Raw genomic sequence first — 24,194 nt, 5'->3', positions numbered from 1 at the left:
AGCGAGTCGGGACCCTATCATGACAGGGTCACGTTGTGGATAGAGGCCCATATCAATTCTGCGGTGCGGTGGCCGGCGTGGGCAGGCGACTGCCGGTCTTGCCGTCGATGGCCGGCTTGGGCGCGCGTGGGGCGGCCACCGTCCGGGGCGGGGGGCAGCCGCGGTGCGGCCTGGTCATCAGAGCCGGGCATGCCTGGGCGCGCGCGTCGGCGCCGCTTGGCAGGGCGCGCCTCGTGTCGGACGCCCACGCGGCCACGTCCTGCGTCACCCGGTCGCCGTCCAGCGTGCGCATCAGCAGGTGCCGCCCTTTCGGATAGAGCGCAATGCGCGTGTCCGGCGGCAGAGACCGGGCCAACGCCGCCACCCCGTCGCGCGGCACATGCACATCCAGGTCGCCCAGCATCAGCAGCACCGGAACGTCCACCTTGCGCGCCTCGAAACGGGCGTCGTGCATCAGGTCCACGATGCCGGCCAGCGTCTGGAAGCGCGTCCGATGGATGATCAGAGGGTCTTCGCGCATGCGCCGCAGGACCACGGGATCGTCGGTGGAGGGGGTGGCCACCCGAAGCGGCGGCACGGTCATGTCCGGCACCAGCGAACCGAGGATCATGGCCGCATCCAGCGTCACCGTCGCCCGAAAGCCGGTGCCCCAGACCGCCGGAGCGGACAGCACGATGCCGGACAGCAGTCCCCGCTCCGCCCGCGCCGCCGCCAGAACGACGACCGCACCGCCCATGCTTTCGCCCAGCAGATAGACGGGCACGCCGGGATGGCGTTCGCGCGCCAGCCTGGACAGCGCGACGATATCGTCGGCCATCCGCTCGCCGCCGTACCAGCGACCGCGCTCCATGGCCTTTCCGAAGCCACGCTGGTCGATGGCGTAGGTGGTGATGCCCGCCCGCGCCCACAGCCGCGCCGGCCGGTCGAACGCAAACCCGTAATCGTTCATGCCGTGGGCGGCGACGATCACCGCCCGCAACGCGCTCTCCGCCCGCCAGGTGTGAAGCGGTATCGGCGTGCCGTCATCGGCGATCATCGCCCCGCCCGTCAGCACCGGAGGTGCGGTCACGGCCGGCGACGGGAACGGCGGATCAGCGGTGCAGGCGCCGGTCAGCACCGTCGCCGCAAAGGCCACCGCCAGCAACAGCCGACGCCGCATCGTTCGCTCCTCGCCTTCCGCATCCGTGCAGGGGTTGCCGCCGCCGCCGTGCCCGTGACGGCCGCCCTACTTGGCGCCCAATTTGACCACGGTTCCCTTGAGCGCCACCCCAGCCATGATGTTGCCGGCGCCGCACATGTATTCCGTGTTGCTGGTTGTTTCCGTGTTCTTGTAATTGCTTTTGATGTTGATCACCGCATCGCCGCCCTGTTTGCGGGCGCGCTCCTGCAGTTCCAGAACGGCGCTGAGGAAGACCCACTCGCAGGCTTCCTGATCGGACTTGTTGAAGGCGTTGGTCTTCTTGTTGGTCGCCCATTCGCCGAGGTTGGCAACGGGCTTGGGGTGCTTCTGCTCACCGAAATAGAGCCTCACGCCCCTGTCCAACTTATCCTGAGCTGCGGCTGTGCTGAGCGCAGCTTCCACCGGAAACGAGAGACGCTCATCGCGGGCCAGCGCCGGAGAGTTGGCAGTAACGATTATGGCAATCAGCGTCAATGCGGCGGTATGGTTCACGAATCCCCTCAGGGTAAGAGCTATTCACAAGGCACTCTATTTTAAGGAGAGTCATCGGCTATGCAACCGCTTTGAAAGAGCGCCGGCTGGCAAACGCACCAGCCTGCGGCCATTTGCTACGGCGCGTGCGGCGAAACAGCGCGCCCGGATCGCCATCCGCCTCGCCCCGGAGATCAGGTGGACGCCTCGAAAAACCATAGTGCTGTCAGCGTTGCCGCGACTCCCTTGGGCTGGGCAGAACTGACCGGATTCCGGCACTTCCACAACAAGATCGGCCCGGCTCGGATCATTTTCATGAGCCGACGCCGTTAAGAAGGCCGTTGTCGGGTGGTTCAATGTAGAGACGGGCTCTCCGTGGTTTTCGCCCCGTACCGGCCGCCGCAAAGGCAATGGATTGCTTTGCGAGGGCCTCGGGAATGAGGCAGGGTTCTCCGGCCTGGCCTAAGGTGCGGGCGGTGAGGTGGTTCGCGCGGGACGACCCTCGATGGGGTAGGCAGGGTCGTTGTAGCCTGGAGACGACGGATGTCCGGTCGTTACCAGCCGGTCGATCAACGCCTCGTCCTCGGCGGTGAAGGCGTAATCCAGCGCGCCGAGGTAAGCGCGCCATTGCTCTTCCGTGCGCGGCCCGGCAATCGGAGCGGTCACAAGGCGATTGTTGAGCACCCAGGCAACGGCGAATTGCCCCGCCGTGATCCCGCGCGATTCGGCATGGCCCTTGATCTCCTGGGCGATTTCCAGACTTTCCTTGCGCCATTCCGTGTTCATCATGCGCTGGTCCTTGCGGCCGGCGCGGGTGTCGGCGGGCGGCTCATCCCCAGGGCGATATTTGCCGGTGAGCACACCGCGGGCGAGCGGGCTGTAGGGGACCACGCCCAAACCGTAGTGGCCGCAGGCGGGCAGGATTTCGACCTCGGGCATGCGGTTGAGGGCGTTGTAGTAGGGCTGGCAGGCCACCGGCCGGTCAATGCCCAGACGGTCGCACAGACGGCAGATCTCGGCGATGCGCCAGGACCGGAAGTTCGACACGCCGAAGGTGCGGATCTTGCCGCTGCGGATCAGGTCGCCCAGCGCGGCAACGGTCTCCTCCAGCGGGGTGTCGGGGTCCTCACGGTGCAGGTAGTAAAGGTCGATCCATTCCGTGCCCAGGCGCCGGAGGCTCGCGTCGCACGCCACGTTCAGCCGGCGCCGCGAGAGGCCCCGCTGGTTCGGACCCGGTCCCGTCGGATTGCCGACCTTGGTCGCCACCACCCAGCGCTCGCGGTCGCTCCTCACGGCGCGGCCGACGACCTCCTCCGACCGGCCTTCGTTGTAGACGTCGGCGGTGTCGATGAAGTTGATGCCGGCCTCCGCGGCATGCGCGATGATGCGCACGGCCGTCGGCTCGTCGGTGGGGCCGCCGAACATCATGGCGCCAAGGCACAGCGGCGACACCTTCACGCCACTGCGGCCGAGCTTGCGGTAGTTCATCCTTGCCACCCTCCCGTTGTGGTGTTTTGGCCGGCTCCGCCCGTCATCCTGGCCGCGGGCGATGCGAGTTGCCAGGGAAATGCCTTGCCGAGACGATGACGGAGTCTGAAGCCCACGTCCGGTGAGACAACCGTTTCGCGCAAACCGCACTCCATTGAGATGTTTGCGAAAAACCCGGCGCGATTCAGCATCAGCCCCCCAAAAGATTGGTGCGAACCTGCAGCAGATGCTCCTGGAGGGCGGCACGGGCCTGATCCCCGTCACGGTCCTTGAGCGCGCTGACGATGCGCCGATGCTGGTCCTCATAGACGGCGCGCCGCGCCGGCGTGAGGCTGCGCACCTTGAGCCGCGCCCATTCCGGCTGGTTTCGGATGGCGTTGATCGCGTCGTAAACATCCGACAGCAAGCCGTTCTTGGCTGCGCCGATGATCGTCACATGCAGCATGCCGTCCCAGTGTTCGAACTCCGGAATGTCCTGGGCGCGCTCGGCATGGCCCAGGCATTCCTCGATCCGGTGGAGATCCGCCGCGGTGGCCCGCCCGGCGGCCAATTCCGCCGCCTGCGGCTCGACCATCAGCCGCAGTTCCATGATCTCCGCCGGGCTGGCGCCGATGATGCGGCTGGTCAGGCTTTGAGCCTCGTTTGTGGTCTTGAACGTCGCTTCCGATGTGACGAACGAGCCGCGGCCCACATGGCGGACGATCTTGCCCTGCTCCTCAAGCACGCGAAGGCTCTTGCGCAGCGTGTTGCGGGAAACGTTGAAGCGTTTCTCCAATTCACGCTCGGTCGGCAGTTTGGTGCCCGGACCCCAGGTTCCGTCGGCAATGCCTTGTTCGATCAACGCAACAACCGCGCTCGCTCCGGAAGCAGCCCGATCCCTGAGATTCAGCGCGTCCATGTTCGTCTCACCGGCATTATTGCTCCATTCTTCATCCAATATGGGGCGTCCGGAGCCGCCGCGCAATCTCAATTTTAGGGGTGGTGACGCTTTGGGTTCAGACGACGGACCGGAAAGAATGGGGCCAGGTGCATTTTCTCCTTGACCAATCATGAACCGAAATCGTCATAATGGATCACGCATGGCGCTGATGGCGCAGCATTGAGCCTGGAAATGGCTCAAAATCGGATCAGCGGAGGCAGCGCATGAAATTCGTCACCTTCCAACATGAGGGGCGCCGCAAGGTCGGGGTGATCGATCCGGACACGCAGCGGGTTTGGCCGATCGAATCCGTTCTCGGTGAGCCGGTCCATGACACGCTCGACCTTATCCGCCGTTACGACGCGGCCAAGGGAGAATTGACGCTCGCCTCTGCGTGGATTCCATTGGCCGACGTCCGTGTCGACGCGCCGATTCCACGCCCCGACCGCAACATCTTCTGCGTCGGCAAGAACTACCACGACCATGCCCACGAGTTTACCCGCAGCGGTTTCGATGCCGGGTCGAAGGTGGCGGCCGACGCAATCCCGGAAGCGCCGATCTTCTTCACCAAGCCGCCGGAGACGGTGATCGCCAATGGTGATCCAATCCGTTACCCGCACGGGGTCAGCGACAGCCTTGACTATGAGGCCGAACTGGGCGTGGTCATCGGCAAAGGCGGCCGCGGGATCACCAAAACCAAAGCCTACGACCATGTCTTCGGTTACGTCATCATCAACGACATGACGGCGCGTGACTGGCAGTCGCGCCATAAGCAGTGGTTCCTGGGAAAGAGCTTCGACACCTTCTGCCCGATGGGTCCTTGGCTGGCGACGGCCGACGAAGTCGATGCGGCCAATCTGGCGCTGCGCTGCTGGGTGAACGACGAACGGAATTGCGTGAGAAGCTGCCGACAGTCATTGAATCCACGGGCGAGGCTCTGGAGCGCGCCGTTCGGTTCCTGCACGAACTAGGGGTCCACAGTCACCGTCTGCTGCCTTACGCCATGCAACTTGTTGTACTGTGCGCGTTCTTCCTGGAGTGTCCGGATCCGACCGAAGAACAGAGGCGGTTCCTGAAGCGGTGGTTTTGGGTATCGTCGTTCACGGCGCGCTTTTCCTCCAGTAATCCTTCGCGCGATGGGTACCTTGTTGCCGAATTCCGGGACCGTGTATCACGCACGGCAAATCCCACAACATTGGACTACATGCGCCTCGACGTTCCAGCCGAACCGTTCCCCTCGACCTTCGACATGCGCAGCGCCCGTGCTCGAACGTTGCTGCTTGTTCTGTTGTCGCTCGCACCACGCGCCGCTAATGGAGAGGTGATCCCTGAACCCTGGCGACGCATCGCCGACCACGGCCCGAACGCCATTGGATATCTGTTGGCAACCGTAAACGATAAGGAGTTGAGGTCTAGCCCTGCGAACCGCATTCTTAGAATTGACATGTCGCAACGCCGATCCCAGGCAAAAAACTGGCTAGAAACTCTTTCCGACACTTCGCACGAAATCAGAAATATAACTCTAGAAAGTCATGGAATTCCACTTGAGGCTTTTCAGTTTCTTCTGAATGGAGACGGTGAGGAGTTCCTTCGTCTGCGCCGCGCTCATCTGATTGATTTGGATCGCCAGTTTATGAGCAGTCAAGGTGTCATTCTGCCGCGAGACCTAGAGCCAAAGCCTGCGGCAATCGACAACGACGAGGACTGACCCCGGCGCGCTCCAAGCAGGCATCCGGCTGGCTCACCGGAGTCAGGGGGCAATGGCTGCTGCAGATAGGAGTCCGAAAGCTCCTCCCTTACGAGCCCAGCGTATGGGGTGGCACGTCAAGGGTCAGTCCTATTGTGGATCCGGGTCAGTTATATTGTGGGTTAGGGTCAAGTATATTGTGGTCCGACAACTTCAACGGCGTCCGAACAGCCGTTCGATGTCGGAGAGCTTCAGTTCCACATAGGTGGGGCGGCCGTGGTTGCACTGGCCGCTGTGGGGGGTGGCCTCCATCTGGCGCAGCAGGGCGTTCATCTCCTCCACACTGAGGGAACGCCCGGCGCGGACGGAGCCGTGGCAGGCCATGGTCCCGCACACGTCCTCCAGCCGCTCCTTCAGCGACAGCGCATCGCCCAACTCCGCCAACTCTTCGGCGAGGTCGCGGACGAGGCTCTTCACGTCGCTCTGCCCCAGCAGGGCCGGGACCTCGCGCACCAGGACGCAGCCGGGGCCGAAGCCCTCCACCGCCAGACCCAGTTCCGCCAGTTCGGCGGCGCGGCCCAGCAGGCGGTTGGCGGACGGCTCGTCCAACTCCACCAGCTCCGGGATCAGGAGGGCCTGCCGCTTGACGCCGCCCTCCAGAAGGGCGGTCTTCATCCGCTCATAGACCAGCCGCTCGTGGGCGGCGTGCTGGTCGACGATGACGATGCCCTCGCTGGTCTGGGCGACGATGTAGGTGTTGTGGACCTGGGCGCGGGCCGCCCCCAGCGGGTGGCTGTCCAGCGGCGGAGCGGCGGCGGCCTGCACCGAGTAGTCCGGCGGGCGCGCGGCGGGCGCGGCCTGCCAGCCGGCGAGGCGGCCCTGCAAGGGGGGCAGCGGCGCCGGATGGGGCGCCTGGAAGGCGGCGGCCCGGTCAGCCAGCCCGCGCGGCACGACGGAGCCGTAGCTGCCGCCCCAGGACGGCACCGGCTGCTGCGCGGGGTTGCGGTAGGGCAGGGGAGAAGGCGGTGGCATGGTTCCATCCGCGTCCACCCCGCTCTCCGGGCGCAGCGCCCCCAGCGTCGCCAGCCCCACGGTGGTCGAGGCGCGATGCCCGGCCTCGGCCAGCGCGTGCTTCAGAGCGCCGACGATCAGCCCGCGCACCAGGCCCTGGTCGCGGAAGCGCACCTCCGCCTTGGCGGGATGGACGTTCACGTCCACCTCCTGCGGGTCGAGGTCGAGGAACAGCGCCAGCATGGGGTGGCGGTCGCGCGGCAGGAAATCGGCGTAGGCGGCCCGCACCGCGCCGACCATCAGCTTGTCCCGCACCGGGCGGCCGTTGACGAACAGGTGCTGGTGGCGGGCCGTGGGGCGGTGCAGGGTGGGCAGGCCGATCCAGCCGGCGAGTGCCACCCCCTCGCGGGCAGCCCGCACCGGCACGGCGTTGTCCTGGAAGTCGCGGCCCATCAGGGCGCCCAGCCGGGTCAGCCGGGCGTCGAGCAGGTCGCCCTGCGCCGCCGACAGGCGCAGCGTCGAACGCCCGTCGCCGTCCAGCGTGAAGGCCACGCCGGGGTGGGCCATGGCCAGCCGTTCGATGCAGTCGCCGATGTGGTCGAACTCGGTCCGGGCGGCCTTGAGGAACTTCAGGCGGGCGGGCACGGCGGCGAACAGGTCGCGCACCTCGACGCGGGTACCCTGGGCCAGCGCGGCGGGCTGCGGCGCGCCCTTCAGGCCGGCGTCCACGGTCAGCGCCCAGGCGCTGTCGGCGCCGCGCGGGCGGCTGGTCAGGGTCAGGCGGCTGACCGCCCCGATGGAGGGCAGAGCCTCCCCGCGGAAACCCAGCGAACGGATGTCGAGCAGGTCGTCGGACGGCAGCTTGGAGGTGGCGTGCCGCTCCACGGCGAGCGCCAGCTCGTCGGGGCCCATGCCGCAGCCGTCGTCGGTGATGGTGATGAGCGACTTGCCGCCGTCACGCACCACCACATCGATGCGGGTGGCCCCGGCGTCGATGGCGTTCTCCACCAGTTCCTTGACGGCGGCGGCGGGCCGCTCGATCACCTCGCCGGCGGCGATTCGGTTGACGAGCGTGTCGGGCAACATGCGGATCGGCATGCGCCAAATATAGTAGGCTCACGTCAGGAATGCCACCATGTGCGGCAGGGGTTACGCCTTGGCGAACAAATCCTTCAGGCCCTTCAGCAGACCCGTGGCCACCTCAGCGGCGACATCGTCCATACCCACGGACCGGACCGAAGCGAGCAGACGGGCGCTTGGACCGTCACCACCATCGGTCACCGCCCACAGGCTGGCGTCCTGGCCGGGTCGGGTGTCGGTATAGCGCCCCAACGCGCCACCCTTGACGGCGCCGAGCAGCGGTGCGGTGCGCCCGTCACTGTCGTTCAGCGCGACCATGCGCAGCGGCTTTTCCGGTTTGCCGGATGAGGAAGGGCTGGTCAGGGCTTCAAGGCCGGACAGGTCGAAGGCTATTTGCAGCGTGTTGCTGCTGTTCGGCATGCCGATGCCGATCATCCCGGCGCCGGACTTGGCGTTCTCCTCGAAGGGGTCCTTGAACCCGGCGGCGCGCAGATTCTCCGGCAACTCGGGCTTGCTCAGGCCGTTCTTCGCCGCCACCTTGTCCAAAAAGACGGACGCCGCGTCGGCCAGCACCAACGGCTGGTCTTCGGGCAGCTTGAGCGTCTGGCGCAGCAGCTCAAACGACTGCCGGGCATATTCGCCGCGCTGCAGGTTGAACTGGGCATAGGCAAGGCGGTTTTCCATCTCGACCGCCACCGGGTCGGAGGATGCCCCGGTGTCCCCCTTCGGCGGAATAGGGATGGAAAAAGACCGTTCGTTCAGAGCTTTGGCGGCTTCCGGGGACAGACTCACAACATCCTCAAGCCCCCGGCGGCCGACCGGACTGGACTCATCCGATGGTTTCGCCGAGGGATGCTTCGGGGCACTGCCGCCGACGCCGTAGCCAATGATCGCCGTGCTCGCGGTGGCGGTGACGGGCATGGAAATCCTCCGAATTCGGACGCCATCCTCCCGAAAATGCACTTGGAGGTGGCGAAAATGATGGCCGATTCGAGAGGGGTTGTCCACACCGTTCCGTCCGGCCCGAGCGGGTCACGCCGGACCGGTCTTGTCGGCGGGACGGCCATCCTCCTGGGGCTCCGGCTCAGCGGGAGCGGCGGGGGAATTGGCGCGGGACGGGCCGGTGACGACGTCGAAATCGAAATCGGACATGATGGGACCTCCGGTTCGTAAGGGAGGCCGCCGTGACCGTCAGGAGGATTTTGCGTGCACCGCGTGCTGAAAACACAAAAGCCGCCTCGGGTCGGGCGGCTTCGGGTGCATCGTGGGTGTGCGATACCTAGGCCGCCGGTGTGTACCAGCGGTACCAAAATCGCCCCAGAAGGGCGGGAGAGGGGAGGCGCACGGGGTTCATGGCCTGCACCCTACGCCGGATCGCCGCGCCGAACAAGGATTTCCTGCGGGAGCGTCGCCCGGCGCCTCGGTCATCCCGACGTCAGGCGACCGCCTCGCTGATGTCGTCGTACAGCTCCTCCGCGGCCTGGGCGGCGCCCCAGGCGATCTCCACGATCTTGTCGGCCTGGGCGGACAGGTCGGTGAAGGAGAGGCCGAGATCGAGCAGGACGAGCGATTTGTCGAAAACCTTCAGCCAGCCCGGCTTGCCCTTCTCCAGCATCTCCAGCGCCTCGTCCATCCGGTTCGCCCACTCGCGGCCTTCGTTGATCATCTCCTGCTTGGCGACGATCTTGACGATCAGGTCGTTGATCTGCTCTTCCAGCTTGGGCAGCGCCGCGGCGAGCGCCTTGTTGTTCTTGGCGACGGTCTTCATGTCCTTCATCGCCCGGTCGAGCTTGGACATCACCTTGCCGAGCTCCCGCGAGATTTCGTGGGACTTGACGTCCACGCCGTCGAGCTTGCTCAGATACTGCTTGATGTCGCCGCGGCACTTCCCGATCGTGCCGAGTTCCGTCCCGAAGACCGCGTTGATGACCTCCTTCGCGGAGTCGGAGCTGTTGCGCGCCACCGACTTCTTCGCGTTGTAGGCCTTGACGAGCTTGGTGACCTGCCCGTTGATCGCCGTGCGGAACTTCTCGGCGGACAGCCAGAGCTTGACCAAATCCTTGAACAGCCCGAGGCAGCTCTTGACCATGCCGTAGATGCCGATGACCGCGGACACCCCGCCGGTCGCCACGGCCCCGCCGATCCCGGCGGCGGAGATCGCGACGCCGCCGATCTGGAGGCCGACATGGACGGCGGCCCGCCACTTGTACTTGCTGTAGTCCTTGTTGGTCTTGATGATCTGCGCCCACGCCTTCTTGACGTTGGCGTCCACCTCCTTGGTCAGGTTGGACGCCTTCATCTTGAGTCCGGCGTAGCAGACGTCCGCCGCGGCCTTCTGCATGGTGGGGTCGCCGACCAGCCGGCCGATCACCTTGTCCGTCTTGACGACTTCGGCGACCGCCTCGGCGATGAAGTCCTTGTAGGCGGAGGAGGCGGCGTCCTGGAGCTTCTGCCAGGACAGCGGATCGTCCTGGAGCTTCTCGATGAACTCCTTATCGAACTCGACGCCGATCCCGATGTTCAGCTTGCCGTTGCCGAAGGTGATGTTCTTCGGCTTGGCTTCCGCCAGGATGGCCTTGGCGGCGTTGACCTCGATGAATTTCAGGATGGGCATCAGCGTCTCCACACGCACGGGAATTCCGAAGCGGTCCGGAAAAGCGTGACGGTGGAGGATTGCTGGCGCTACAAGCGATTGCACCAAATTGGCGGAGTGGACGGCGCAGCGCCTGGATGGCCGGGGCTTTGTCCATCCAACCCGGACCTCATCCCGGCGGAACGAGGGCCAGGCCGTGGAGGGGAGGGCGTTCCCGTCGCAAGGAGTCAGCGGCCGTTCCGTCGCATGATCTCGGCCAAATGCGACGCCTGTTCCTGCACCATGCCAGCCACATCGTCTTCGCCCATGCCGCGGGCGGCGTCCGTGAGGCTGGACAGGGAGACGCCGGCGTCCTTCAGCTTGTTGCTTGCCGCTTCCTCTTCGCCGTTGCGGATGAAAAAAGGGTCGCCTAACTTCATGTAATAGGGCGAGATGATTCGGGTCTGGCGCAAATGGGCGTTCGCCCGGCTGTTGCCATGGGGTTCCGCGCTCGGTTGCCCGGTGCCCGTGCCGGGCTCCACTCCGGAAAGGGCGCGCAGGATCTCGCTGTAATCGTCGGAACCGCCCTGGCCATTCTTGTCCAATTCTCCCAGCCGCGCGACCAGCTCCTTGCGCCGGGCCAGCGTGTCGTCCGTCGCCTTCAGCATCTCATCCGCGGTGGCGGTGGCGGCGCGGGCGAAGAGGCCGCGATTCAGGGACTCGAACATCCGGCCTCCGTTCGAGAAGGCCGTGGACCGAGCCATCTTCAGGCTGCCCATCAGCGCATTGTTCACGTCGTCTCCGGTGACCTTGCCGCTGTCCACGAGGCCGCTGAGCAGGGTGCGCTCGTTCTGCTTGAGCTTGTTGAACAGGTCCAGCGAAGGCCCCTTCAGGCTCGCCGCCAGGGGGCTCAAGGACAGCGTGTCTTTGGCGCCCGTGGCGGTGGTGGCAGCCGTTGCCGCTCCAGGGGAACTGCTTGCGGCGCCTTGGGCCGACGATGTGGATTTTGCGGCGGTGACGGCCGGGGTGGCAGCCAAAGGGGGCAAGGCGTCCATCGGAACATCCCTCACGGTTATGGAATCCCGTGATGATGACTTTAGGGTTGTTTTTCCCCTTTGGCAATGAAACCATAAGGAAGTGCGACAGCGCTCAGCGGTGCTTCCGGTACCAGCCGATCAGCCCGTTGGTCGAGCCGTCGTGCCCCAGCGCGGCGGTCGGGCCGGTCTGGAGTTCGGGCAGGATCTTGCCGGCCAGCTGCTTGCCCAGTTCCACGCCCCATTGGTCGAAGCTGTTGATGGCCCACACGATGCCCTGGACGAACACCTTGTGCTCGTACAGCGCGATCAGGGCGCCCAGCGTGTGCGGGTCGAGCTTCTTGAACAGGATGCTGTTGGACGGCTTGTTGCCCTCGAACACGCGGTGGGGGACCAGCGGCTCGATGGCCTCGGCCGGCTTGCCGGACTTGGCCATCTCGGCGCGCACCTCGTCGGCGGTCTTGCCGCGCATCAGGGCTTCCGGCTGGGCGAAGAAGTTCGACAGCAGGATGCGGTGGTGGTCGCCGATGGGGTTGTGGGTTTCCGCCGGGGCCAGGAAGTCGGCGGGGACCAGCTCCGTCCCCTGGTGGATCAACTGATAGAAGGCGTGCTGGCCGTTGGTGCCCGGTTCGCCGAAGACCACCGGGCCGGTGGCGTAATCCACCCGCGCGCCCTGCCGGTCCACCGTCTTGCCGTTGCTCTCCATGTCCAGCTGCTGGAGATAGGCCGGGAAGCGGTGCATGTACTGGTCGTAGGGCAGCACGGCGTGGGACTTGGCGCCCCAGAAATTGACGTACCAGACGCCGAGCATCGCCATCAGCACCGGCATGTTGCGCTCCAGCGGCGCGGTGCGGAAATGCTCGTCCATGGCGTGGGCGCCGTCCAGCAGCTCATAGAAGCGGTCCATGCCGATGCCGAGCGCGATGGACAGCCCGATCGCCGACCACAGCGAATAGCGCCCGCCGACCCAGTCCCAGAAGCCGAACATGTTCGCCGGGTCGATGCCGAACTTGCGCACCTCCGCCTCGTTGGTGGAGACGGCGACGAAATGCCTGGCGACGTGGGCGGGGTCGCCGGCGCTCTCCAGGAACCAGCGCCGCGCGGTGTGGGCGTTGGTCAGCGTCTCCTGGGTGGTGAAGGTCTTGGACGCGATGACGAACAGCGTCGTCTCCGGGTCCAGCCATTCCAGCGTCTCGCTGATGTGCGTTCCGTCCACGTTGGAGACGAAATGCACGCCGATCTGCGGGTGCAGGTAGGGGGTCAGCGCCTCCGTCACCATCACCGGGCCGAGGTCGGACCCGCCGATGCCGATGTTGACGACGTCGGTGATCGGGTGGCCGGTGTAGCCGGTCCAGGCGCCGTCGCGGACCTGCCGGACGAAGCGCTCCACGCGGTGGAGGACGGCGTTCACCTCCGGCATCACGTCCTGGCCGTCCACCATGACCGGGCGGTTGGCGCGGTTGCGCAGCGCGGTGTGCAGGACGGCGCGGTCCTCGGTGATGTTGATCCGCTCCCCGGCGAACATGCGGTCGCGCCAGCCCTCCACGTCCTGCTGGCGGGCGAGGTCGAGCAGAAGGGTCCGAGTCTCCTCGGTGATGCGATTCTTCGAATAATCGAACAGCAGGCCGCAGGCTTCCAGGGAGAAGCGGTTGAAGCGGTCGGCGTCGGCGGCGAACAGGTCGCGCATGTGGAGGGCCGAAACGTCCTGGCGGTGACGGGCCAGGGCTTCCCAGGCGGGCGAACGGGTGAGCGCTGACATTGGGATTTTGCCTCCTTCTCGCGTGCGCGGAGCCTAGCACCGATCGGTGCGCGCCGGGTACGCGCCAAAGCGGCGCATCCAACGTGCACAAAGGTCTAGGTGAAGCGGTCTAGGTTGAGCGGACTATGCGGGGCGGACGATGAAACCGGCAACCGCTGCCCTGTGTTCTTTTCAGGACAGGAGGTGACCATGAGCGATCCGAACAAACCCGAATTGAACCCGCCGGTTCCGGCCGAAGAGGAACGCCGCGAGGACGAGCGGCCCGATCAGGTGGGGATCATCCCCGGCAAGGTGCCGGGCCGCCCCGTGGACCCCGGCGATCCGCGCTTTCCGGGGAGCCAGCCGGATCTGGCGTGAGCGGAGTGGTCGCGGCGGGCCCCCCTCCCGACCTCCCCCTGCAAAGCGGGGGAGGGTTGGGTGGGGGCTCGTCGCAACAACGCTCCTCAGCTCCCCCCGTCGATCGTCCGCGTCGCCGTCACGCCCTCCGGACGGCCGACCAGCACGGTCAGCAGCCGGTTGGGGTCGAGCAGCCGCTTCGCCACGCGCTGCACGTCGGCCTGGGTGACGCCGTTGATGAAGGCGTCGCGGCGGTCGAGATAGTCGATCCCCAAGTCGTCGCGCTTGACCTGGAGCAGGATTCCCGCGATCGCCTGCGTGCTGCCGAGCTGCAACGGGAAGCTGCCGGTGAGATAGGTCTTGGCGTCGGCCAGTTCCTCCTCCGTCACGCCCTGCTCGGCCATGCGCTTCCATTCCTGGCGCATGATGTCCAGCGCCTGACCGGCCTTGGCGTTCACCGTGTTGCCGCCGGCCATGACCAGCGCGGAATGGTCCATCGGGATCAGGTAGCTGTAAACGCCGTAGCTGAGGCCGCGCTTTTCCCGCACCTCCTCCATCAGGCGGGAGCCGAAGCCGCCGCCGCCCAGGACGTAGTTCATCACGGTCGCCGCGTACCAGTCGGGGTCGGCGCGCTTGAGCCCGGTCTGGCCCATCAGCATGACGGTCTGCGCCGTCGGGCGGGTGGCGACCAGCGTTTCGCCCAGCCCCTTCGGCTCGACGTCGGGGATGGCGGCGTTCGCGGAGGTGGCGGGCAGGCCGCCGAACACATGGTCGAGCGCGCGGCCCAGATCCTCCGGGCTGATGTCGCCCGCCGCGGCGACGACCAGCCGGTCGCGCCCGAAGCCGGCCTTCACGAAGCCGCGCAGGTCGTCCGGGGTGATCGTCGGCAGCGACTCCAGCGTGCCGCGGATCTCGTCGCCGTAGGGATGGCCGGGGAAGGCGGTGGAGTAGAACAGCCGCCGCCCGACGTAGTTGGGGTCGGCCTGATCGCGGCGCAGGCTGGACAGCACGGCGGCGCGCATGCGCTCAACCGCTTCCGCGTCGAAGCGCGGCTCGGCCAGCGACAGGCGGGTCAGCTCGAACGCTTCGTCGCGGCGGTCGCTCAGCGTGCGCAGGCTGCCGCCGAAGCCGTCGCGCCCGGCGTCGTAGCCCAGCGCGATGGCGTTGTCCTGAAGCCGCGCGGCGAAGGCCTGGCTGTCATAGGGACCGGCGCCCTCGTCCAGCGTGCGGGCGGCGAGGTTGGCGAGGCCCTCCTTGCCCTTGGGGTCGGACGCCCCGGCCCCTTCGAAGGCCCATTCCAGGGCGATGATGGGAACCTTGTGGTCCTCGACCAGCCACGCCTCGATCCCGCCGGGGCTGACCACCCGCTTGATCTCGATGGCGGTTGCCGGAGTGGTGATGGCGAAGGCGAAAAGGAAAAGACAGGCGCCGAAGACGCGCTTGGACATAAGGCGCTTGGATAGGACGATCATCTCAGCTTCCCTTGTCCTGGAGCGGCAGCAGAAGGCCGGTGACGTGGTTGGTCTGGCCCAGAACGGCGCGGGCGGCGGCGTTGACCTGGTCGGCGGTCACCGCGTCGATGCGCACCGGCCAGTTCTCCACGTCGTCGATGCTCTGGCCGGTGGCGACGGCGGCGCCCAGCGTCTGGGCCGGGCCGGTCAGGCTGTCGCGGGCGTAGGCGGCCTCGGCCAGCATGCGCTTCTTGGCGGTGGCCACCTCCTCCTCGGTCACGCCCTTTTCGACGAGCGTCAGTATGTCGGCCTCCAGCGCCGCTTCCAGTTTCTCCATGGTCACGCCGGGGGCCGGCGAGGCGCCCGCCGCCAGCGAGGTCATGTCCCAGGACGACGGGCTGTAGCCCAGCCAGGCCGAGGTGGCGATGCGCTGTTCCACGACGAGGCTGCGGTAGAGGCGGGAGGTCGGGCCGCCGCTCATGATCTCCGACAGCACCTGGAGCGGGTAGGCGTAGCCCTCCTTGTCGGTGCGGTAGGAGGGGGCGAGCCAGTTCCGGCGGATCGAGGGCTGGCGCACCTCGTCGTCGCGCAGGATGACCCGGCGGGCGGCGCTGATCGGCGGCTCCTGCACGCGGACGCGCTCCGGCACCGGGCGGGCGGCGATGCTGCCGTAATATTTCTCGGCGAGTGGCTTCAGCTCTTCGGCCGTGACGTCGCCGGACACCACCAGCACGGCGTTGTTGGGCGCGTACCAGCTCTTGTAGAAGGACTCCGCCTCCTCCCGCGTCAGGGTGGCCATCTCCTGCGGCCAGCCGATGATCGGCGTGCCGTAGGGGTGGTGGACGTAGAGGGTGGCGTTGATCTGCTCGCCGATGCGGTCGGCGGGCTCGTTCTCGATGCGCTGGCGGCGCTCCTCGATGATGACGTCACGCTCCGGATAGACCAGCTGGTCGGTGAGGCGGAGGTTCGACATGCGGTCGGCCTCCATCTTCATCACCAGCTCCAGCCGGTCGCGCGCCACGTTCTGGAAATAGGCCGTGTAGTCCCAGGAGGTGAAGGCGTTGTCGCGTCCGCCGTTCTTGGCGACGATGCGGGAGAAGGCGCCGGGCGGAACCTCCTCCGTCCCCTTGAACATCAGATGTTCCAGGAAATGGGCGATTCCCGACACGCCGCGCGGCTCGTCCGCCGCGCCTACCTTGTACCAGACCATGTGGGTCACCACCGGCACGCGCTGGTTGGTCACCAGCACGACCTGCATGCCGTTGGACAGGGTGAAGGTCTCCGGAAAGAAGACGCCCTTCTCGGCGGCGAAGGCAGGGGTGGCGGCGGGGACGGCGCCGGCCAGGGCGAAGGCCAGGACGCCCGCGGCGGCAAGCCGGCGCCAGGGCCGTTTCCAGGGTGGCGGGGCGGTGGGGCCGTTGGGGAGCATGGGCCTCTCGTTGGGTGCGAAGGGGACGGGAATGCAAAAGGGGCGTCCCCGTCTGGGAACGCCCCCTAGATACTGGTGCGGCGAAGCGCCCGGAACAATGCCCCGAGTTGGGGCCCTGAATTGGAGCCCCGAAGTCGGCTTAGAACAGCCCTTCCAGCGGCGCCCGGCGCTTGCGCTCGATGGTCGGGACGGTGCCGTCGTTCAGCGCCTTGCCGGCGGCCTGGGCCTCGCGCAGGCGCTGGTTTTCCTTCTTCGGATCGACGACCTCGTAGGGCTGCTCCTGCGTCTGCCAGAACAGCAGGGAGTCGATCCAGCTCTTGTCGGCGACGACGAGCTGGGTCGTCTCCTGATCGACCTTGTTGCGGATGCCCGGCTCGATGCCGCCCTTGGCGCCGGCCTGGGCGATCAGCGCCGACTCGCCGGCGGTGTGTCCGGCGGTGGCGGCCGTGGTGCGCGAGGAGCCGCCGAAGACCGAGGCGGCGGCCACCGCGGACGACGTGGCGTCCTGCGGCCGCGCCGCGCCGGGGCGCGGTTCCGGCAGGCGGGTCAGGCTGGGCGGCATGGTCAGCGGCGCGCGGGACACGACCGTGAACTCGTCCGGGCTCGTACGGTCGAGGCCGATGGAACGGCGGACGTCGGTGCATCCGGTGAGCGCCAGCGCGACGAGCGCCAAGCCCAGCAGCGGACCCCGCCCCAGGGAACGGGTGGAGCGCCGTGCGATGGAGGAGGCGGAGGAAAGCATGGTCACGTTCGAGTCCCGTCGTCTAGTCGTCAGGCCGCTTGTCGTCGGGCCGCGTCCCTTATAGCGGCTCCGTCGCGTGAACTATTACGACTTTTCGCGGCCGGCGAACAGCCCATCCAGCACGAGAAGCGCCACACCGACGCTGATTCCGCTGTCTGCCACGTTGAAGGCCCAGAAATGCCACCCCCCGATGTGGAAATCGAGGAAATCGGCGACGGCCCCGTAGAGGAAGCGGTCGATCACGTTGCCGATGGCGCCGCCGATGACCATGCCCAGCGCGAGCGCGAGGTAGCGCCGGTCGGCCTGCCGCAGCCAGAGCAGCAGCGCCACCACGATGGCGAAGGCCACCGCGGCCAGCACATAGGGCATCCAGGCGTGGGAGCTGCCGAAGGTGCCGAAGCTGACCCCGGTGTTCCAGGCCAGCACGAGATTGAAGAAGGGCGTGACCTCGACGACCCGTGGGTAGGGCTGCATGACCACGTCGAGGATCCACCATTTGGTGAGCTGGTCGAGGACCACCACCAGCGCGGCGACGGACAGGCCGAAGACCGTGTGGCTGCGGCTGCCGGACGTGGAGAGGCTGCTCATGGAGTGCTCCGAAGAGTGAAAGGCGTCCAGGCCCCCTCCCTAAACCCTCCCCCGCCTTCGGCGAGGGAGGGGATCAAGCTCCCTCTCCCGCGAAGCGGGGGAGGGATGGCGAGGGGGCCTGCTGCGAATCAGAACGCCGGTTCCGCGTCCACGGCTTCGGCGCAACGGAGGCACAGCGTCGGGTGTGCGGCGTTCGTGCCGACCTCCGGAAGGATCTTCCAGCAGCGCTCGCACTTGCCCCCTTCGGCGAGGCCGGGCACCACCGCGATGCCGGCCACGTCGGGCAGCACGAACGCTCCCTCGGGCGCGGGGCCCTCCGCCACGGTGATCTGCGAGGTGATGCAGATCTCGGCGAAGTCCACGCCGTCCAGCAGCGCCTTGGTCGCCGCGTCCACGAAGACGGTCGGGTTGGCCTGCAGCGACGAGCCGATCTTCTTGTTGGCCCGCTCCAACTCCAGCGCGCCGGTGACGGTGCGGCGGACGGTGCGGATGGACTCCCACTTGGCGGCGAGAGCGTCGTCGCGCCACTCCGCCGGGATGGCCGGGAAGACGCGCAGGTGGACGCTCTCCTCGCTCCAGCCCTCGACGCCGGTCAGGCCCGCGGGACGGGCCAGCCACGCCTCCTCCGCGGTGAAGCAGAGGATCGGGGCCAGCCACGCGGTCAGGGTGGAGAGCAGATGCTCCATCACCGTGCGGACCGAGCGGCGGCGCACCGAGCCGGCCGCGTCGCAATAGAGGCTGTCCTTGCGGACGTCGAAGTAGAAGGCCGACAGCTCCACGGCGCAGAAATTGTGGATCGCCACCGACAGGTCGTGGAAGTCGTAGGCCTCGATCTTGGCGCGGATCAGCGTGTCCAGCTCCGACAGGCGGTGCAGGACCCAGCGCTCCAGCTCCGGCATCTCGGCGACGGCGATGCGCTCCGCCGGGGTGTAGTCGGCCAGCGCGCCGAGGATGTAGCGCAGCGTGTTGCGCAGGCGGCGGTAGTGGTCGGCCTGATACTTGATGATCTCCGGCCCGATGCGCTGGTCCTCGGTGTAGTCGGTGCTGACCACCCAGAGGCGCAGGATGTCGGCGCCGTACTTGTCACAGACCTCCTGCGGGGCCACCACATTGCCCAGCGACTTGGACATCTTGCGGCCCTGCTCGTCGAGCGTGAAGCCGTGCGTCAGCACCGCGTCGTAGGGCGCCCGGCCGCGCGTGCCGCAGCTTTCCAGCAGGGAGGAGTGGAACCAGCCGCGGTGCTGGTCGGAGCCTTCAAGGTACAGCGAGGCCGGCCACTTCAGCTCGGGCCGCTGCTCCAGCACGAAGGCGTGGGTCGAGCCGGACTCGAACCACACGTCGACGATGTCCTTGACCTGCTCGTAATCGTCGGCGCGGTAGGCGTTGCCGAGGAAGTCCTGCGCCGGGCGGGCGAACCACGCGTCGGAGCCTTCCTTCTCGAAGATGTCGGCGATGCGGTTGAACACCTCGGCGTCGCGCAGGATCGCGCCGTTGTCCTTGCGGACGAACAGGGCGATCGGCACGCCCCAGGCGCGCTGGCGGCTGATGCACCAGTCCGGGCGCTGCTCGATCATCGCGCGGATGCGGTTCTCGCCCTGGGCCGGGAACCACGTCGTGTCGGAGATCGCCTGCAACGCCGTCTTGCGCAGGTCGTTCGTCTCCATGGAGATGAACCACTGCGGCGTGGTGCGGAAGATCAGCGGGGCCTTCGACCGCCAGGAATGCGGGTAGCTGTGCTTGACGCGGCCCTTGGCGAGCAGCGCCCCGACCTCCTGGAAGGCCTTCAGCACGGCGCCGTTGGCCTCGCCCGGCTTGCCTTCGGCGGTGTAGACGCGCAGGCCGGCGAACAGCGGCACATGGTCGTAGTAGCGGCCGTCCTCGCCGACCGTCTGCGGCACCTCGATGCCGTTGGCCTGACCGAGATGGAAGTCGTCCTCGCCGTGGCCCGGCGCGATGTGGACGAAGCCGGTGCCGGCGTCGGTCGTCACGAAGTCGCCGGCCAGCAGCGGCACCTTGAAGTCGTAGCCGCTGCGGGTCAGCGGGTGGTGGCAGTAGCCGCCGGCCAGACGCGAGCCGGGGAAGCGGTGCAGCAGCCGCGCGTCCTTGATCTTGGTTTCCTTGAAGACGCTCTCGGCCAGCGCGGTGGCGACGACGAGCCGCTCGCCGACCTCGGCGAGGCTGCCCTCCTCGACCGCCAGCACCTTGTAGGTCGCGTATTCGATCTCGTCGCCGAAGGCGATGGCGCGGTTGCCCGGCAGGGTCCAGGGGGTGGTCGTCCAGATGACGATGTTGGCGTCGTCGACCTCCGGCGCCGGCGAGCCCCAGATGGCGAAGCGCGCGAAGACGGTGGTCGAGGTGTGGTCGTGGTATTCGATCTCCGCCTCGGCCAGCGCGGTCTTCTCCACCACCGACCACATGACCGGCTTGGCGCCCTTGTAGAGGCCGCCGTTCATGGCGAACTTGTGGATCTCGCGGACGATCTGCGCCTCGGCGGGCAGAGTCATGGTCAGGTACGGGTCGGCCCAGTTGCCCTCGACGCCCAGGCGGCGGAACTCGCCGGCCTGCACGTCCACCCACTTCTGGGCGAACTGGCGGCACTCGGCGCGGAACTGGTTGAGCGGAACCTCGTCCTTGTCCTTGCCCTCGGCGCGGTACTTCTCCTCGATCTTCCACTCGATGGGCAGGCCGTGGCAGTCCCAGCCGGGGACGTAGTTGGCATCGAAGCCCTGCATCTGGCGCGAGCGGACGATGACGTCCTTCAGCACCTTGTTGACGGCGTGGCCGATGTGGATGTTGCCGTTGGCGTAGGGCGGGCCGTCGTGCAGGACGAACTTCTCGCGGCCCTTCGCCGTCTCGCGCAGCCGCTGGAAGAGGCCCATGTCCTCCCAGCGCTTCAGCAGCTCCGGCTCCTTGGTGGGCAGGCCGCCGCGCATGGGGAAGTCGGTGCGGGGCAGGAAGACGGTGGACTTGTAGTCGCGGGTCATCGGGGATTCCTGGAAGACGAATTCTTCGGGCGGCAGCGGTCGGGCCGCCCGACGCACACACGGAATTGCCCGGCCCTCCTCAGAGAGCCGGGCCGGTAATTCGCGCCGGAGGCGCCGTGACCCGCCAATCGAGCTTCATGGCGCGGATATTAGCGGGGTGTGCGGTGCGGTCAAGGAGCAGGGCGAGAGGCTTTCCCTGCGAAGGGCCTCAGTCGAAGCTAGCCTTGCCGCCGTGGGCGGCGGACCAGCCGACCGGGTCGTTCAGGAACTTCTCGACCTCCGACAGGGTGTTCTCGTCGAAGTACTGGTTCTCGCGGGCGACCTTCAGCACGTCCCACCAGGTGCACAGCTCGTGCAGGCGGACGCCGATGCGGTCCATGTTGGTCTTCGACTGCGGGAAGATGCCGTAATGGAAGATCACGAAGCTGTCGGTCACGGTGGCGCCGCCGTTGCGCAGCGCGGTGACGAAGTTCTCCTTGCTCTTGCCATCGGTGGCGAGGTCCTCGACCAGGATGACCCGCTGCCCCTCGGTCAGCACGCCCTCGATCTGGGCGTTGCGCCCGAAGCCCTTCGGCTTCTTGCGGACATACTGCATGGGCAGTTCCAGCCGCTCGGCGATCCAGGCGGCGAAGGGGATGCCCGCCGTCTCGCCGCCGGCCACCGCGTCGATGCTCTCGTAGCCGATCTCGCGCTCGATGGTCTGGACGGCGAAGTCCATCAGAGCCTTGCGGGCGCGTGGGAAGGACACGATGCGCCGGCAGTCGGTGTAGACCGGGCTCGCCCAGCCGGAGGTGAAGATGAAGGGCGTCTCGGCGTTGAAATGCAGCGCCTTGATTTCCAGCAGGATCTTCGCGGCGGTGGCGGCGATGGTCGCCCGGTCACCATTGGCAGGGGCGGGCAAAGCGGCGGTGGTCATGGCCTAACGGCTCCCAGGGAGGCTCAAACTGCCCCGTGTGTAGCCCCCCGGCGTGCGAATCGCAATGGGGCGGGCTTGCCGGTCAGTCCAGCCCGTGCCGGTTGGCCGGGATGAAGTCGTCGTCCAAAATCTGGGCGAGGTTGTAGGGGCAATCGGTGGGAAGGGCTTCGGGCGCCACACCGTCGAACAGTTCCAGAGCCTTGACCGCCAGCCGGTGCCCTTGCTTCCACGCCTTCGGGAGAAGATCGGGCGCCCTGCGCGCCAGGGTGCCGCTGTCCTCCAGCGCGTAGACCGCCCGGCCCCGCTGCTCCACGACGCTGAGCATCCATTTGTTGCGTGGCGCCGGGGCGGGCGAGTGCTCCAGCTTCAACAGATGTTCGATGACGTGGGTGAGGGCGCTGACCAGTGCGCTTTCCTGGCTGCGCCCCAAGCTCTCGACCTCCTCCGCCAGATTCTCCAGATCCAACTCGGAGTTGACGCGCGTCTCCGCCATCCGACGAAGCGCGGCGGCCTGCTCCAGGGTCCAGGCGTACCAGTCGGTGTCGTAGAGGCGGCCGTCGGGCATGGGACCCTCCCGGTGGAATCCGTGCGTCAGGTTACCCTGGAACGCCGCGGGCGGTCCATGGGTTCACTTCCCCGGCAGCGCCAGTGTGATGCAGCGGGTCAGCACCGGGTTGCCGGTCATCTCGCGGTAGGCCTGGACGATGGCGGGCTCGGCGGCCTTGCACTGCTCCATCGTCTGGAACTCGATGGTGGTCGGGCCGCCCTGGTTCAGGATGAACAGCAGCAGGATCACGCGGTCCATGTCGCTCAGCCTTCCGACTGCGGTTCCCGGGCCAGCACGGCGCGGGCCGCCGCGGCGTCCTGGACGATCTGGTCCTTCAACTCGTTGAAGCTGCCGAACTTGCGCTCCGGCCGCAGGAACTCGATGAGCTGCACGCGCAGGTGCTGGCCGTACAGATCGCCGTCGAAGTCGAGGATGTGGGTCTCCAGCCGCTCCACCGTTCCGCCCACGGTCGGGCGGCGGCCCAGGTTGGCGACGCCGTTGCGCCAGACCGTGCCCGCCCCCTGGTCCACCCCGGTGCGCACCGCGTAGACGCCGAAGGCGGGGCGCAGATAGTCGGCCAACTCGACGTTGGCGGTGGGGAAGCCGATGGTGCGGCCCTTGTGATCGCCGTGCTCCACGCGCCCCTCGATCTCCCAGGGGGAGCCGAGCAGCCGCGCCGCCTCGCGCGGGTTGCCGGCGACCAGCGCGTCGCGCACGCGGGTGGAGGAATAGACGCCGTCTGTATCGTCGGACACCGGCCCGACCTCGGTCACGCCGAAGCCGTGGGCCGCGCCGGCCTGCCGGAGCAGGGCGGGGTCGCCGCCGCGGCCGTGGCCGAACAGGAAATCGTAGCCGCAGACGACGTGCCGCACGCCCAGTCCGGCCACCAGATCCTCCTGGATGAAGGCGTCGGCGGTCTTGTGCAGGAAGCTCTCGTCGAAATGGCAGACGAACAGCAGGTCGACCCCCAGCGCCTCGATGTGGCGGGCCTTGACGCGGAAGGGCGACAGGCGGAAGGGCGCGTCGTCAGGGCGGAAGACCGAGCGGGGATGCGGCTCGAAGGTCATCACCGCCGAGGGCGCGCCGAGATCGCGGGCGATCCGCTGGGCGGTGGCGATCACCGCCTGATGGCCGCGGTGCACCCCGTCGAAGTTGCCAAGGGCGACGACGGCCCCGCGGGCGTCCTCCGGCAGGTCGGCGGTGTGTCGGAACAATCGCATGCGTCACGCCCTGATGGTCTGCGGGCCGCGGACGGCCCCCCGAAAAGACGGCGGCCCGCCGGGGCGGGCCATGCCATGGGCGTCTTATATAGACCGGAGCCGGCGCGTGGTCTACGCGCCGGCGACCGGCAAGTCATTTCGCTTGTTGAAGGCTTGGCCCCACGATGGTTCGGCGGGGACGGTCAGCCGCGCGACGGGACCATCAGCAGGGCCTCGCCCTCGATCACCACCGTCTCGCCGACGGTGCAGACCGTGCGGACGACGGCGCGGCGCTTCTCCGGGATGATCTCGGTGACGGTGGCGCGGGCGGTCACCGTGTCGCCGGCGCGGACCGGCGCCTTGAAGCGCACGGTCTGGCTCATGTAGATGGCGCCCGGACCCGGCAGCTTGGTTCCCAGAACGGCGGAGATGAAGCTGACGCTCAGCATCCCGTGGGCGATGCGGCCCTGGAACATGGTGCCGCTGGCGTATTCCTGGTTCAGGTGGACCGGGTTGGTGTCGCCGGAGATGCCGGCGAACAGCACGATGTCCGCCTCGGTAACCGTCTTCGCAAAGGACGCCGTCATGCCGACGGTCAAATCCTCGATGCAGTGGCCCTCGTTGTCCTTCAGGACTTGGCGAACATCATCCATACCGCGGTTCCTTTTCATCAAGCACCGGCCGAGCGGTGCGACAACACGTATGGTGCAATGCGATATATGCACTGCAACCACGTGATGGCAACACGACTCGCCCGAAAAAGTGAAAAAACCGCTAACCTCTTTCGAAAGAGGAGGCAGT

22 protein-coding genes are annotated in these 24,194 nt (G+C 67.2%); 3 read left to right on the top strand and 19 right to left on the bottom strand.

Features of this window, described 5'->3' with window-relative positions:
* Positions 1 to 52: 52 nt before the first annotated feature.
* The 4 genes from DS837_RS27730 to DS837_RS27715 form a co-directional block, all read right to left on the bottom strand.
* A complete protein-coding gene (locus DS837_RS27730; RefSeq protein WP_149167678.1) occupies positions 53 to 1,159 on the bottom strand; it encodes an alpha/beta fold hydrolase in 1,107 nt (368 codons plus the stop codon).
* Positions 1,160 to 1,225: 66 nt separating this feature from the next.
* Complete coding sequence (locus DS837_RS27725) at positions 1,226 to 1,672, bottom strand: excinuclease ABC subunit A (protein ID WP_247890168.1); 447 nt, start codon at positions 1,670 to 1,672, stop codon at positions 1,226 to 1,228.
* Between the two features lie 441 nt (positions 1,673 to 2,113).
* Positions 2,114 to 3,139, bottom strand: coding sequence for an aldo/keto reductase (locus tag DS837_RS27720; protein WP_149167677.1), 1,026 nt, complete (start codon positions 3,137 to 3,139; stop codon positions 2,114 to 2,116).
* A gap of 190 nt (positions 3,140 to 3,329) precedes the next feature.
* Positions 3,330 to 4,037, bottom strand: a complete 708-nt coding sequence (locus DS837_RS27715) for a FadR/GntR family transcriptional regulator (protein ID WP_149167676.1) — start codon at positions 4,035 to 4,037, stop codon at positions 3,330 to 3,332.
* Positions 4,038 to 4,282: 245 nt separating this feature from the next.
* On the opposite strand from DS837_RS27715, the gene DS837_RS27710 reads away from it, so the two are divergent.
* Positions 4,283 to 5,029 carry a fumarylacetoacetate hydrolase family protein gene (locus tag DS837_RS27710; protein WP_247890167.1) on the top strand — a complete coding sequence of 249 codons (747 nt, stop codon included), beginning with the start codon at positions 4,283 to 4,285 and terminating at the stop codon, positions 5,027 to 5,029.
* A complete protein-coding gene (locus DS837_RS27705; RefSeq protein WP_170296003.1) occupies positions 4,951 to 5,766 on the top strand; it encodes a hypothetical protein in 816 nt (271 codons plus the stop codon). Before DS837_RS27710 ends, DS837_RS27705 begins: the two co-directional genes overlap by 79 nt.
* Before the next feature lie 192 nt (positions 5,767 to 5,958).
* Here the strand turns inward: DS837_RS27705 and mutL are convergent, their stop codons facing one another.
* From mutL to pgi, 5 genes are all read right to left on the bottom strand, one after another.
* Positions 5,959 to 7,854 carry a DNA mismatch repair endonuclease MutL gene (gene mutL / locus DS837_RS27700; RefSeq protein ID WP_149167674.1) on the bottom strand — a complete coding sequence of 632 codons (1,896 nt, stop codon included), beginning with the start codon at positions 7,852 to 7,854 and terminating at the stop codon, positions 5,959 to 5,961.
* Between the two features lie 51 nt (positions 7,855 to 7,905).
* Positions 7,906 to 8,757: a hypothetical protein gene (locus DS837_RS27695; RefSeq protein WP_149167673.1), complete on the bottom strand. Its 852-nt coding sequence runs from the start codon at positions 8,755 to 8,757 to the stop codon at positions 7,906 to 7,908.
* Positions 8,758 to 9,271: 514 nt separating this feature from the next.
* On the bottom strand, positions 9,272 to 10,450 hold the full coding sequence (locus DS837_RS27690; RefSeq protein WP_149167672.1) for a hypothetical protein: 1,179 nt from the start codon (positions 10,448 to 10,450) through the stop codon (positions 9,272 to 9,274).
* Positions 10,451 to 10,656: 206 nt separating this feature from the next.
* A complete protein-coding gene (locus tag DS837_RS27685) occupies positions 10,657 to 11,463 on the bottom strand; it encodes a hypothetical protein (protein WP_170296002.1) in 807 nt (268 codons plus the stop codon).
* Between the two features lie 94 nt (positions 11,464 to 11,557).
* A complete protein-coding gene (pgi, locus tag DS837_RS27680; protein WP_149167670.1) occupies positions 11,558 to 13,201 on the bottom strand; it encodes a glucose-6-phosphate isomerase in 1,644 nt (547 codons plus the stop codon).
* A gap of 189 nt (positions 13,202 to 13,390) precedes the next feature.
* Between pgi and DS837_RS32230 the strand changes: the two genes are divergently transcribed.
* Positions 13,391 to 13,558 carry a hypothetical protein gene (locus tag DS837_RS32230; RefSeq protein ID WP_170296001.1) on the top strand — a complete coding sequence of 56 codons (168 nt, stop codon included), beginning with the start codon at positions 13,391 to 13,393 and terminating at the stop codon, positions 13,556 to 13,558.
* A gap of 86 nt (positions 13,559 to 13,644) precedes the next feature.
* Here DS837_RS32230 and DS837_RS27675 read toward each other — a convergent pair whose 3' ends face one another.
* The 10 genes from DS837_RS27675 to DS837_RS27635 all read right to left on the bottom strand — a co-directional run bounded on the left by DS837_RS27675 (position 13,645) and on the right by DS837_RS27635 (position 24,046).
* A complete protein-coding gene (locus DS837_RS27675) occupies positions 13,645 to 15,009 on the bottom strand; it encodes a M16 family metallopeptidase (RefSeq protein ID WP_149167669.1) in 1,365 nt (454 codons plus the stop codon).
* Between the two features lies 1 nt (position 15,010).
* Positions 15,011 to 16,417: a M16 family metallopeptidase gene (locus tag DS837_RS27670; RefSeq protein ID WP_149167668.1), complete on the bottom strand. Its 1,407-nt coding sequence runs from the start codon at positions 16,415 to 16,417 to the stop codon at positions 15,011 to 15,013.
* 139 nt (positions 16,418 to 16,556) lie between these two features.
* The gene (locus tag DS837_RS27665; RefSeq protein WP_247890170.1) at positions 16,557 to 17,159 is read right to left on the bottom strand and encodes a DUF3035 domain-containing protein; all 603 of its coding nucleotides are present in this window, start codon (positions 17,157 to 17,159) and stop codon (positions 16,557 to 16,559) included.
* Positions 17,160 to 17,243: 84 nt separating this feature from the next.
* Positions 17,244 to 17,747, bottom strand: a complete 504-nt coding sequence (lspA, locus tag DS837_RS27660; protein WP_149167666.1) for a signal peptidase II — start codon at positions 17,745 to 17,747, stop codon at positions 17,244 to 17,246.
* A 128-nt stretch (positions 17,748 to 17,875) separates the two neighbouring features.
* On the bottom strand, positions 17,876 to 20,731 hold the full coding sequence (gene ileS, locus DS837_RS27655; RefSeq protein ID WP_149167665.1) for an isoleucine--tRNA ligase: 2,856 nt from the start codon (positions 20,729 to 20,731) through the stop codon (positions 17,876 to 17,878).
* 208 nt (positions 20,732 to 20,939) lie between these two features.
* Positions 20,940 to 21,647 carry an orotate phosphoribosyltransferase gene (locus tag DS837_RS27650; protein ID WP_145689012.1) on the bottom strand — a complete coding sequence of 236 codons (708 nt, stop codon included), beginning with the start codon at positions 21,645 to 21,647 and terminating at the stop codon, positions 20,940 to 20,942.
* 82 nt (positions 21,648 to 21,729) lie between these two features.
* A complete protein-coding gene (locus DS837_RS27645) occupies positions 21,730 to 22,212 on the bottom strand; it encodes a DUF29 domain-containing protein (RefSeq protein WP_149167664.1) in 483 nt (160 codons plus the stop codon).
* A 63-nt stretch (positions 22,213 to 22,275) separates the two neighbouring features.
* Positions 22,276 to 22,452: a hypothetical protein gene (locus tag DS837_RS32225; RefSeq protein WP_170296000.1), complete on the bottom strand. Its 177-nt coding sequence runs from the start codon at positions 22,450 to 22,452 to the stop codon at positions 22,276 to 22,278.
* Positions 22,453 to 22,457: 5 nt separating this feature from the next.
* On the bottom strand, positions 22,458 to 23,414 hold the full coding sequence (locus DS837_RS27640; RefSeq protein ID WP_149167663.1) for a bifunctional riboflavin kinase/FAD synthetase: 957 nt from the start codon (positions 23,412 to 23,414) through the stop codon (positions 22,458 to 22,460).
* A 182-nt stretch (positions 23,415 to 23,596) separates the two neighbouring features.
* The gene (locus tag DS837_RS27635; protein ID WP_014239679.1) at positions 23,597 to 24,046 is read right to left on the bottom strand and encodes a MaoC family dehydratase; all 450 of its coding nucleotides are present in this window, start codon (positions 24,044 to 24,046) and stop codon (positions 23,597 to 23,599) included.
* Between the last annotated feature and the right edge of the window lie 148 nt (positions 24,047 to 24,194).

This window comes from Azospirillum brasilense (assembly GCF_008365405.1).
Classification (GTDB): Bacteria; Pseudomonadota; Alphaproteobacteria; order Azospirillales; family Azospirillaceae; genus Azospirillum; species Azospirillum brasilense_D.
This window is presented reverse-complemented; position numbering and strand designations above follow the sequence as displayed.